This window comes from Roseovarius salis, from assembly GCF_044472985.1.
GTDB classification, from domain to species: domain Bacteria; phylum Pseudomonadota; class Alphaproteobacteria; order Rhodobacterales; family Rhodobacteraceae; genus Roseovarius; species Roseovarius salis.
The window spans coordinates 1-11,469 of sequence record NZ_JBISDG010000063.1 but is presented as its reverse complement, the minus strand read 5'-3'; the positions used below and the strand labels follow the sequence as shown (position 1 = coordinate 11,469).

Below are 11,469 nucleotides of genomic sequence, written 5' to 3'. Positions count from 1 at the left end.
GGTATCGGCGGGGGGATGTTGGGGGGGTGTGGAAAAAGGTAGGGCGGCCGGGGGCCCCCCCCGCCCCGCGCCGCCGGGGCGGGCTGCTGTCCGCGGCATGGTGCGCCCTGCTGGCCGCGATGCCACTTGCATCCGGGGCACAAACCGCGGCCGGGCCCGCCGACTGCGTGGGCCCATCAGCACTCGTGGCCGAGACGGAAAGATGGCTCAACGGGCTGGATGCCGCCGCAGAGGGCCCCGCGCCGCACGCGGCCGAGGACGGGTGCCTGCGCTGTCATGCCGATGCCGGCCGTCTGATCGGGATGATCGATCCGCCCGACCCACCCGCCGCAGGCGGGTGCGCCACCGCGCCGTCGCGGCCGCCGTTCCTGGGATATTTCGTGAATCCCGGCTTCCCGGCGAGCCTGCATGGCATGCTGGGCTGCACCGGTTGCCATGGCGGCGACGCCACCGCAACAAGCCGGGAGGACGCGCATGCCGGCCTGCAAGATCCCACCGTGACATGCGCCTCTTGCCACGCGGAGATCGTCGCGCGTCACGAAACCAGCCTGCACCACACGCTGAACGGAATGGCGCATGCCCTGCGCTTGCGCAGCGGCGGGGAAATGTCCGCCCCCCTCGCGACCGTCTGGCAGGCTGATTGCGCCACCTGCCACACCACCTGCGGGGACTGCCACGTGGCGCTTCCCGACGCCGTCGGCGGCGGTCTGATCAAGGGGCACGAGTTCCTGCGCCGCGCGCCGATGAGGGATAGCTGCGCGCTCTGTCACGGCACCCGCGCGGGCGGCGAATACCTCGGTCGGTTCGCCGGGCTGGCCCCCGACGTTCATTTCGAGGCAGGGATGCATTGCCTCGATTGCCACACCAACGACCTGCATGGTGACGGCCGGCTCTACCAGTCCCGCTGGCAGGTGGCGGGGCGCGCGCAATGCGGCGACTGCCACGCGGTGACCGCGGACAGCGACATTCCCGCCCATGGCGACATGCATCGCGATGTCTCCTGCCAGGTTTGTCATGGCCAGCCCTATCAAAACTGCTTCGACTGCCACACCGGCGAGGAGGACGGGGCCTATTTCCGCAGGGCGGGCGCAGCCGAGATGATGCTGCGGATCGGCCGGGCGACACCGCAGGATCATCCCCACGGCATCACCACCTTGCGCCACAACCCCGTCGCCCGCGACAGTTTCGACCATTTCGGATCCGGCCTGATGCCCGCTTTCGATGACGTCCCGAACTGGAAAACGGCGGCGCCGCACAACATCCGGCGGCGAACACCACAGAACAGGAGCTGCGCGGCCTGCCACGAGGATGACAGCCTCTTCCTTGGCGCGGAAGACCTTTCGCCGCGCGGCCCTGCGGCGAACCGCGACGTGATCCTGCCGTGGCCGTGACGCCCGGCAGAGCGCAAGAATGCTGCAAAAAGAGGACCGAGTGACCATGAAAATCCATTTGAAATCAGCGATTACGGTGGCGATGCTCGCCTTGGGTCCGCAACCGGCCGCCGCGGGCGCCGACGGGCTCGACAGCGATGATCTGGACCGCTGGACCGCCGCGCTCATCCATGCGCGGGACATGACGCCGCAATGGGCCGTTCAGGGTGCCGACGCCTTCAAGGCCAGCAGCGATGCCGGCGTGCCGGTCGTCTACCTTGATGTGCGCAAACCCGAGGAATGGGAAAACGGGGTGATCGAGGGCGCGACGCTTGTCCGGCTGACCGAACTGGCCACGCAGCCGGGGCTTGCGAAACTGCCCGCGGACAAGTCGGCGATCATCGCCGTCTACTGCAAGTCCGGGCACCGCTCGGCACTGGCCATTCCGCTGTTGCACCAGCTTGGCTACGTCAACGCCTCCAGCATGAAAGGCGGCTACGATGCGTGGGCCGAGCTGGGGTTCCCGGTCAGCGGGGCAAAGGAAAACTGAAAACGCGGCCAGCTCGGCCCGCCGGAGCGCCCGGCGCGGCGGGCCGAGAGATGATCGGGCCGAAACCGGTGAAGTCTGCCCGCAGGTCGGCCGGGCCCTGCCCCGTCGCGGCGCGGTCGCGGACTCAGGACAAATGCGCCAGCGACATCGACGGGAACCGGGCCACGGCCGAGGTGATCGCCTCTTGGTCCTGCATAAGGCATGCGGCCGTGCTCAGGCCGTCGCCCAGCGCGGCGCTCGGCCCGGTGACGCTGACGAGACGCCAGCGCGCCCGTGCGGGACGGCCGGCCGCCGGGTCGAGGATGTGACCGGCCTGCGCCCTGTCGCCGAACCGTGTGCCGGCCGGGGCGGAGGTGGCCATGGCCGCATCGCGCAGATGCGTGCTGCCCGCGGGGGTGCCGCCGACGGTTTCCAGGGTGACGGGCCACGCGCCGCCATCCGGATGCCCCCCGAGCGCGTGCAATTCTCCGGTGTCCACCATCACGTCGGTCAGACCCTCGCGCCTCAGCAGACCGGCGATGCGATCAGCGATATAGCCCTGCGCGATGCCATTCAGCGTCACCGCCATGCCGGAACGGTCAAAGCGCACCGCGCCGCTGTCGAACGACACCCCGTGCCAACCGACAAGCGCGCGCGCCGTCTCGATCCCGGCGGGGCCCGGCGTGCCGGCATGGTAACGCGCATATGCCGCCCACAGTGGCTGCACCGTGGGGTCGAACATGCCGTCGCTGGCCGCGTGAATACGCGCGCACAGGCTGAGGCAGTCCAGCAGCTCGAAGGGCGGCGCGGCCAACTTGCCGTCGCGGTTCAACCGGCTGAGCGACGAGCCCGGCCTGTACAGGCTGAAGATGTCCTCAAGACGGCGCAGCTCGGCAAAGACACTTTCGGCGATACTTGCAGCCTCGGGATGCGCCAGGCTGAGCGTCGTGCGCGCGCCCAGCGCGGTGGACCGCCACTGCGTGAGTTCCGGCGCCGCGGCAGACCGCGTTCCGAAGACCGCGGTGCAAGCGGCAATGGCAAGAAACCGGCGGCGGGACAGGGTCTGCATCTCAGTTGGTCCTTTCGGTCGACAGGGCGCGCAAGCGCTCGGCGAAATCGTCATCCTCGGTGGTTTCTTCGCGCTTTTGCGCCACGGGTGCGAGAACGGCATCATCGGGGATGTCGGCCAGTGCCACGCGCCGGCCGCCATGACGACTGATGAAATCATCCGCGGCCACCGCATCCGCAAAGGGCACCACCTCGGGCGCGCCCATACCGCCCACGCGGCCCGATCCCAGCACGTAGACCGCGCTGCCCGCCGCGATCCAGTTGTCGCGGCCCGGTGACTCCCAGCTCGGGGCCGCGCCCATGTCGCTGACATAGACGGCGGCGATCTCGTGGCTTTGCTCGGGCATGCGCAGATACGCGATGGCGTCGCGGACCTGGCTGAAGAAGCGCGGCGCCCCAGGCAGCCCCTGCAGATGCACCTGTGCCTTGGGGCCGGGGTGTTCGAGCATGTTCATCTGGCAGTAATGCCCCACCGCGCTGGCGGTCATGGTGACCGCCTCGGGTATTTCCGCGGTGTCATCCCGGCAGGCGGCCAGCGCGACGAGGCAGAGACCGCAAAGCAAGCGTTTCATGGTGTCACCTTTTTGAAGATGGCGACCGCCCCGGCCAGCCCGAGCAAGGGCCACAGCACCAAAGAGACGAGCGCATGGGCCGGCGGGATGGCATCCGCCGCCCCCGCGACGCCGGACGCGGCAGCCGTCGCGTCCGACGCGGCGAGGTTGAACAGCCGGAACGCGTCGGCGGGGTTGGCGACCAGCAACCACGGGAACAACCGGGTCGTGAACCACCCGCCGCCATCGGTGACGACCGCGGCCAACAGGCCGAGATCGTAAAGCACGATCATCACCAGCCAGAGCCCGATGGCAAGGCCGGCCGCACCGGCCGGCCGCCGCGACAGGGCCGACAGCGCATAGCCAAGGCCGAGAAAGGCCGCCCCGAGCAGGACCGATGACCACATCAGCCGCCAGAGCGCAGGCACCCCCTGCACCGCGTCGGCATCCACCGAGACAGCAGCCGCCGCGGCGCTGCCATAGCCGGCGACCACGGCCAGCGTGAGCACGGCCAGATGCGCCAGAAGCTTGCCGAGCAACAGCTCGGCGCGCGAGACCGGGTAGGTCAGCACCAGCGGCAGCGTGCCCCGCTCGACCTCGCCCGCGACACCGTCAAAGGACATCAGCAGCGCCACCAGGGGCACGAGGTAGACCGACAGCGACGTCAGGCTGGCGACCGTCACCGACAGCCTGTCGACCCCGAGCGCCCCGGTCGGCGCGGACCCGGCCGCCGACAGCACCAGCGAGAAGATCACCATCATGGCGATCGCGATAGCCACCCAGCGATTGCGCAGGGCGATCAGGAACTCGGTCGAGGCCGTTGCCAGAACCCGGATCATTGGCCGTCCCTCCGGCTGAAATGACTGTAGATGTCTTCGAGGCTGGGCGGGATCACGTCGATATCGCGCACCATCTCGCCCAGGCCCGTGATCCGCGAAAGCGTTGCAAGCTTGTCGTCCTGCGCACAGTTCAGCTGCAGCCCCGTGCCGTTCAGCCGCGCCTGCGGAAGCGCCTCGGCCAGCGCCGTGCCCCGCCCCTCTTGCGGCGTGACATGCAGGCGTATCGGCAGCGCCGCCTGCCGGCGCAGATCGTCCAGGCTGCCCTGCGTGACCAATTCCCCCCGCGAGAGGATGACCAGACGGTCGGTGCGCGCCTCGACCTCTGTCAGCGCGTGGCTGGAAAGCAGGACAGACGCGCCCTCGGCGGCCAGATCGTCCAGCAAGGCATAGAAATCCCGCCGCGAGACCGGGTCGAGACCGCTGGTCGGCTCGTCCAGCACCAAAAGCCGCGGCGTGCCGATCAGGGCCTGCGCCAGCCCGATCCGTTGCCGCATCCCCTTGGAATAGGTGCCGATGCGGCGCTTGCCGGCATCCGCAAGCCCGACACGGTCGAGCAGATCTCCGGCCAGCCGGGCGGGCCGGCCGCGCAGGCGCAGGTAATGGCGGATCTGTTCCAGCCCCGTCAGCGCGGGATGAAAGGCGGCGTTTTCCGGCAGATAGGCCACGCCGGCCCGCGCCGCCGCCGACCCCGGCGGCGCGCCCAGCACGCGCACCTCGCCCCGGTCGTGCGGCACGAGCCCGAGGATGATCTTCATCATCGTGGATTTTCCCGCACCGTTGTGCCCCAGAAGGGCCACCCGTTCGCCGGCGGCGACATCGAGCGAGATGTCACGCAGAACCTGCGTGCCATGGTAGCTCTTAGTGAGCTGCGAGAGGGTCAAACTCCGAGTCATCTGTCTTTCCATTGCGCCATTTGCCGGCGCTTTGCTTGGCCATTTCTGCAACTGCCTTCGGCACATCGATCCGTACCGGTTCCATCGGCGGGTTGCTGTCGAGAACGCCCCCGGGCAGCGTGGCGGGAAAGCTGGACTGCGACCAGCGGACAAGCTGCACGGCCGGGGCCCCCACCAGAAGCTCGGCGGCGGGCTGCGACCACAGGATATGATCCATCAGGTCGTTGGGCCGGAACGGGCTGTCCGCGATGCCGTCGCCGTCGAGGTCGAAGGCCGAGTGATCCGACCAGTAGTTGCCGACGCCTTCATAGCTCCACTCCACGTCGGTGGTCCCGACGTACTTGACCTGGGTCCGGTTGCCCACGAAGGCGTTGCGCGTCAGGGCATTCCGCTCCGATCCGGCGGTGAAATGGATTCCGATGTCACAGCCTTCGAAGCGGTTGCCGACCATGAGGTTGCGGTGGGCGTTGTAGATGAAGGTGCATTTGTGCGACCCGCGGACGAGATTGCCGCGCAGGTCCGAGCTGTTGGCGTAATTCAGCATCAGACCGTGGTCGCGGTCGTTCAGCGAAATGTTGTCCAGCGCCTTGACGCGGTCCGAGAACATCAGCGCATAGCCGAGATGGTTCCCGATCGAGACGTTCCCCGACACCTCGCTGTCATTGGCATACATGTAGTGCACGGCGAAACGCAGGTCGCGGAACAGGTTGTCACGGAACAGGTTGTCGCGTGACGTGTTCACGAAGATCCCGTCACGACCAAAGCGGATGTCGTTGCCGATCACCTTCGCACCGGGGGCATTCCAGACGTAGACACCGTTGCCCCGGTCGTTCATCCGACGGTCCTGCCGGCCCTCGATCGTGTTGCCGCGCACGACGCTGTCATCTGCGCCGTGGATGTCCACGCCATACAGGTTCCCGACGATCCGGTTGTCCTCGATCACGGCGCGTCGGGCCGTCCTGGTCAGTTGCACACCGGAATCGATGGTCTGGTGGTCGCTGCCCGACCCCACGATGGTGAGACCGCGCACGGTGATGTCGTCACCGGTCACGGTGATGACCGATCCCTCGCCGCCGGCATCGACGGTGGCCTTGCCCCGCCCGTCCAGCGTGACGGATCGCGACAGCGTCACCGGCCCGTCATGACGGCCCGGCGACAGGACGAGCACGTCGCCGGGGGCAGCCCCGGCGACGGCATCACGCAATGCTCCGCCTTCTGCCGGCACGCGCAAGGTATCGGCATACGCGACGGGCGCGGCGATTGCGAGCAGCAGTATCAGGCGGAGAAGCATTGATTCAGGCGCCCTTCGGCTTGACCAGCATCCGGCCGCGCATCTCCATGTGGAGCGCGTGGCAGAACCACTGGCAGTAGTACCAGTACACCCCGGGCTTGGCCGCCGTGAAAGTCACCGACGCCGTTTGCTGGGGCGATATCTCCATCGCCACCCCGTGGTTGTTGAGCGTGAAGCCATGGCTGACGTCGTCGATGTCGTCGAGGTTCGTGACGATGACCGTCACCTCGTCGCCTTCGGTCACCTCGAACTTCTCCAGCGAGAAGGTCGGCGCCTGGCTCGACATGTAGACGCGCACCTTGTTGCCGTCGCGGATGACGGTATCGGCCCATTCGTCGATATTCACGCCGTCGGCCTCTGCCTGCTTGCGGGTATCGGCCCACATCGGATCGTTGCGGTCCCACACGTTGACGGGGTTCACGATGTCGCGGCGCACGAGGATGACATCATGCGGCTCGGCAAAGGTCGGGCCGTCATGCACGACCTTCAGCTCATCGCTCGAGATGTCGATGATCTGCTCGTTTTCCGGTTTGAGCGGCCCCACATTCAGGAACCTGTCCTTGGAAAACTTGTTGAGCGACACGAGCCACCGGCCATCGGCCTCCTTGGTCTCGCCCATGGTGGTGTGGTTATGGCCGGGCTGATAGTGCACATCGACCTTGGACACGATGGGGGTCACGTCCTCGCCGGCATAGGCGCGAACGGCCTTGGCGATATCCCATTTCACCATCTGGCTGTCGAGGAACAAGGTGGTATAGGCGAAACCCTTGCCGTCGAAGGCGGTATGAAGCGGCCCGAGCCCGAGTTCGGGTTCGGCCACGATCGCGGACCGCGGGTCGGCATCCTCCTCGAACAGCGCATCGAGCTTGCGCACGTCGATCACCGAGCAGGTCGGCGACAGCTTTCCGTTCACCACCACGTGCACGCCGTCGGGCGCGGTGTTGATGCCGTGCGGGCTGTTGGGGATGGGGATGTAGCGGGTGTATTTCTTGTTCCGCTCCTTGCGCCCGTCGATGACGGGCACGCCGTTCATCATCTGGACATCGCCGTTCTCCACCCCCTTCTCGATTTCCTTGATGTTGAAGACGACCACGTGGTCCATCTCGTTCGCGGTCATCTCGGCAAGGTTCATGCCCATTTCCGAGTTGTAGGATGTCGAGAAGGCGTATTTGCCCTGATAATCGCAGTCCGTGTTGTCGAGGTTGCCCGACACCATCACCTGCCACGGGATTTCCATGGTGTCGCCGTCCAGCGCCGTGAAGAAATTCACGTACTTGTCGGGCTCGTCCAGCACGGTTCCGTCATTGACCATCGGCACCTCGTCCTCGCCGTTGGCAAAAACGTAGCCGGTGCGCGGGAATTTCTGCGGGCGCAGGCCGTGGATCGCCTTGGCGTTGGGGATCTCGACGATCCTGTCGCATTTCATGACGTCGCAGCGTACACGCGCCACCCGCGTGTTGGCCTTGTCGTTCATGAACAGGTAGCGGCCGTCATAGGTGCCGTCCGTGAACGACATGTGCGGGTGGTGCAGGTCGCCGTTGTCATGAACGCGCTTGCCCTGCGCCGCCAGGAACGCCCTGGTTTCCGGCAGCATGCCGTCCTCGAGGATCTTCAGGCTCTCGTTGGTCTGGCCCCAGCCGGTGGCCGAGCAGCGGTTGAACACCGGGACGCGCATCAATTCACGCATGGACGGAAAGCCCAGGATACGCAGTTCGCCGGTCTGGCCCGAGGACCAGAAGCCGTAGTAGTCGTCAAGCTCGCCGGGAACGGGAGACAGCGCGCCCTCGGCGGCCTTGGCCGCGCCGGTGCCCGCGGCGGTGACCGCCCCCGTCGCGCCGCCCAGAAGCGCAAGACGCGCGCCCCCGGCACCGCCGAGCAGTGCCGCGCCACCCGCGGTGGCCCCCAGCATGCTCCGCCGGCTTATGCCTTTTCTCGATGTGTCGTCAGACATTTGACTTCTCCTTCAGGTTTGGATGGTTGTGAATCGCCCGGCCCGCCTCGGCGGCCCCGCGCGAGGCCGCGTCGCGCCGCTTGAGACGCTTGATGACGACGGGGCATTTGGTCGTGGACTGGTAGAGCACCTGGCAGTGCAGGCAGTTCAGGCATTCGTTCGGGTTGATCTCGCCGGTGGGGTGGATCGCCTGCACGAAGCATTCGTTCGCACAGGTCTGGCAGGGGTTCCCGCACTCCTTGTACCGTTTCAGCCAGTCGAACATGCGCAGACGCGCCGGGATCGCGAGCGCCCCGCCAAGCGGGCAGAGATACCGGCAATAGAACCGTTCCACGAACAGGCCCGCGATGAGCAGTGCGGCGGCATAGGCCACGAAGGGCCATGCGCGCATGAATTTCAGCACGATTGCGGTCTTGAACGGCTCGACCTCGGCCAGCGCCTCGGCCTGCTCGATCGATGCGAGCGAGACGCCGAACAATCCCAGGAAGATCATGTATTTCAGCGGCCACAGACGCTCGTGCAGGCCCCAGGGCAGGGTCCATTGCGGAATGCCCAGCTTGCGGCCGATCTGGTTGCTGAGCTCCTGCAGCGCGCCGAAGGGGCACAGCCATCCGCAATAGGCCCCGCGCCCCCAGAAGATCAGCGCCGCCGCGACGGCAAACCACAGGATGAACGTCAGCGGGTCGAGAAGGAATGCCTGCCAGCTGAAATCCGTGGTCAAAGCCCCGAACAGGGCCATGAGGTTGACCACCGACAGCTGCGCGTTGGCGTACCAGCCCAGGAAAACCAGCGTCACCGTCAGGAAGGACATGCGGAACCAGTAGGTCACCCGCTCGGACCGCGTGAGAAAGCCCTGGAAGAAAAACGCGCCGGTCAGAACCGTCAGCATCGCGGCCAGCCCGGCGATTTCCACGGTCTTGTCCTTCCAGATCCTTTTCCAAAGGGCCGCCTGCGCCGCGCTTTCTTCCTGTTCGGCCAGGGCCGTCGCCTCCTTGGCACGGGGCCCGGCGGCGCCCGCGGCAGAGGCGGGGCGCAAATACGTCTCCGGCAGCCGGTAACCCAGTTCGAAGGTGGTAAAGACACGCTCGATCGCGGCAACGTCGCGCTGCACCAGCAATTGCAGCCGGAAGGGTTTCGTCGGGTCGAAGCCGGTTTCGGCCGGGATCCTGAACAGGTCCGTCTCGCTGAACTCGGGCGCCCCGCCGGCCGCAACATCGCCCAGCCGCCGGTGCATCTTGTCCCGGAACCGCACCGACAAATCGCCCTGGATCAGAACGATACGGTCAAAGATCCCGCCGCGGACATACCCCGACCCCTTGAAGGAATAGAGCCCGCGGCCTGCCACCATGATGGCATGGTCACCCTCTTCCAGCCACGACTGCAGGTTGGCATTCTCGGCCTCGCCCAGCAGGGCCTCGCCCACGGCCGGGACCGAGACGAGCCCCATGTACATCTCGATGAAGGTGGTCTCGGGCGGGTCCTTGATGGGCCTCCGGCCGGCACGCGGGTCATCCACGGCTTCGAACGCGGCGTTCACCTGCCCCACATCCAGCGACAGGCGGCGCAGCGTTCCGTCGCCCTCCAGCGCCCTCCAGTCCTGCGCCGCGGTCGCAGCGGGGTCGATCTCCGTCTGCGGACCGCTCGGCGCCTCGGGCGCGGCAAGCCCGCCCAGCCCGAGTTGGCGCGCCACCTTCAGGCCGGCGCGCACGATCGAGTCGTCGATCACCATGACGGTCACGGTAGCCCCGGCGATGATATCGAGATCATGGGCCGTCCCGCCGGAAGAGGCCTCTGCCACGAGATCAAGACCCGCATAGTCGGCGGCCAGCGCCTTGATCTTCGACTCCGGAATACCGATCAGGACGATCGGCTCCGAATGCTTGACGAGATGCACACCCCGCACGATTGCCTCGTCGTCGACGGCGACCATGGTGTGAATGGGTTTGCCGGAATAGCCGGTCGTGCCCACGAAGTCCGAGGCGATGAACGCCCACGCGATCCGCTCACCGTCGCGCATCAACGGCGCGACCGGCAGATCGTCCCGGACGGGGCCAAAGGCATCCGCCCCCTCGACAAGCTCGCCGGGCGCCACATCGTCGATGAACCGGGCCAGAACCGGCTCCTGCGCCTGCGCGCCGGACGTGCCCTGCAGCGTCACCAACACGGCAATGAGCAGGCCGATGGCAAGGGACAGGATACGCCCCGACAGCACCCGGCGCGTGCGGGGCGCGGCGGCGTGCGATTGGCAACTCAGCCCTGACAGGATCAGGCGTGAAACGGCTATCATGGATCAGCTTTCCATCGGGGCTGCGCGGGCAAGATGCTGGTGACGCCCCCTGCAATTGTCATTGCCAGGGAGAGGATCGCAGCGTGCAGGGTACCGGGCCACTGGTGGGTCATGCGGACCTCGTAGCCAGCAGCGCATCAGCCCTACATGACTTTTGTCAAGCGTAGCGGGAATAGTGGAAGGAAATGCGCGCCGGGCCGTTTCCGGCCGGGCGCCGCCGCGCCGGATAATGGCAGCTACGTTGTCGAACGGGGCAGCGTGAGGCAGACCGTCAAACCCGGGTGCGCGTTGCACAACGTGATGTCACCGCCCGCCGCGCGCGCGATTTCCGCCGCGATGGTAAGACCCAGACCCGTTCCGCCCTGTGTCTCGTCCGCCCGCGTGCCGCGCGCGGTCATCGCCGAAAGCCGCGCGGCCGGCATCCCGGGGCCGTCATCGGCGATGCAAAGCCGCACCTGGTCCTCCTGCGGCAGCGCGCTCACGGTCACTTGTGCGTTGGCGTGGCGGGCGGCGTTCTCTGCCAGCGCCCCGAGCGCCTCGGCAAGATCGGCTTCGTCGATGGCAAGCGTCAGGCCCGCGGGCACGTCCAGCCGCCAGCCCAGGCGCCCGCCATCCGGCGTGCGTTTCAGAACGCCGGTGACACGCTGCACGACCGCGGCGGCATCGGCGCGCGCCGCGCGGGCGCGGGAC

10 protein-coding genes are annotated in these 11,469 nt (G+C 67.2%); 2 read left to right on the top strand and 8 right to left on the bottom strand.

The features are described from left to right. The coding region (locus ACH13J_RS17315; protein ID WP_397544602.1) for a cytochrome c3 family protein at window positions 1-1,391 on the top strand (1,391 nt) is incomplete at its 5' end. Between the two features lie 46 nt (window positions 1,392-1,437). Next, on the top strand, window positions 1,438-1,920 hold the full coding sequence (locus ACH13J_RS17310; RefSeq protein WP_397544601.1) for a rhodanese-like domain-containing protein: 483 nt from the start codon (window positions 1,438-1,440) through the stop codon (window positions 1,918-1,920). Window positions 1,921-2,044: 124 nt separating this feature from the next. Here the strand turns inward: ACH13J_RS17310 and ACH13J_RS17305 are convergent, their stop codons facing one another. The 8 genes from ACH13J_RS17305 to ACH13J_RS17270 all read right to left on the bottom strand — a co-directional run. Then, on the bottom strand, window positions 2,045-2,968 hold the full coding sequence (locus ACH13J_RS17305; RefSeq protein ID WP_397544600.1) for an FAD:protein FMN transferase: 924 nt from the start codon (window positions 2,966-2,968) through the stop codon (window positions 2,045-2,047). A 1-nt stretch (window position 2,969) separates the two neighbouring features. Then, entirely contained in the window at window positions 2,970-3,539 is a 570-nt protein-coding gene (locus ACH13J_RS17300) for a nitrous oxide reductase accessory protein NosL (protein ID WP_397544599.1), read from the bottom strand. Beyond that, a complete protein-coding gene (locus tag ACH13J_RS17295; protein WP_397544598.1) occupies window positions 3,536-4,357 on the bottom strand; it encodes an ABC transporter permease subunit in 822 nt (273 codons plus the stop codon). Before ACH13J_RS17295 ends, ACH13J_RS17300 begins: the two co-directional genes overlap by 4 nt. Beyond that, window positions 4,354-5,250 carry an ATP-binding cassette domain-containing protein gene (locus ACH13J_RS17290; RefSeq protein ID WP_397544597.1) on the bottom strand — a complete coding sequence of 299 codons (897 nt, stop codon included), beginning with the start codon at window positions 5,248-5,250 and terminating at the stop codon, window positions 4,354-4,356. The genes ACH13J_RS17295 and ACH13J_RS17290 overlap by 4 nt, the downstream gene beginning before the upstream one ends. Continuing rightward, on the bottom strand, window positions 5,216-6,541 hold the full coding sequence (locus ACH13J_RS17285) for a nitrous oxide reductase family maturation protein NosD (protein ID WP_397544596.1): 1,326 nt from the start codon (window positions 6,539-6,541) through the stop codon (window positions 5,216-5,218). Before ACH13J_RS17285 ends, ACH13J_RS17290 begins: the two co-directional genes overlap by 35 nt. 4 nt (window positions 6,542-6,545) lie before the next feature. Continuing rightward, window positions 6,546-8,492, bottom strand: a complete 1,947-nt coding sequence (nosZ, locus tag ACH13J_RS17280; protein ID WP_397544595.1) for a TAT-dependent nitrous-oxide reductase — start codon at window positions 8,490-8,492, stop codon at window positions 6,546-6,548. Continuing rightward, window positions 8,485-10,779 carry a 4Fe-4S binding protein gene (locus tag ACH13J_RS17275; RefSeq protein ID WP_397544594.1) on the bottom strand — a complete coding sequence of 765 codons (2,295 nt, stop codon included), beginning with the start codon at window positions 10,777-10,779 and terminating at the stop codon, window positions 8,485-8,487. Before ACH13J_RS17275 ends, nosZ begins: the two co-directional genes overlap by 8 nt. A 236-nt stretch (window positions 10,780-11,015) precedes the next feature. Beyond that, the coding region (locus ACH13J_RS17270; RefSeq protein ID WP_397544593.1) for an ATP-binding protein at window positions 11,016-11,469 on the bottom strand (454 nt) is incomplete at its 5' end.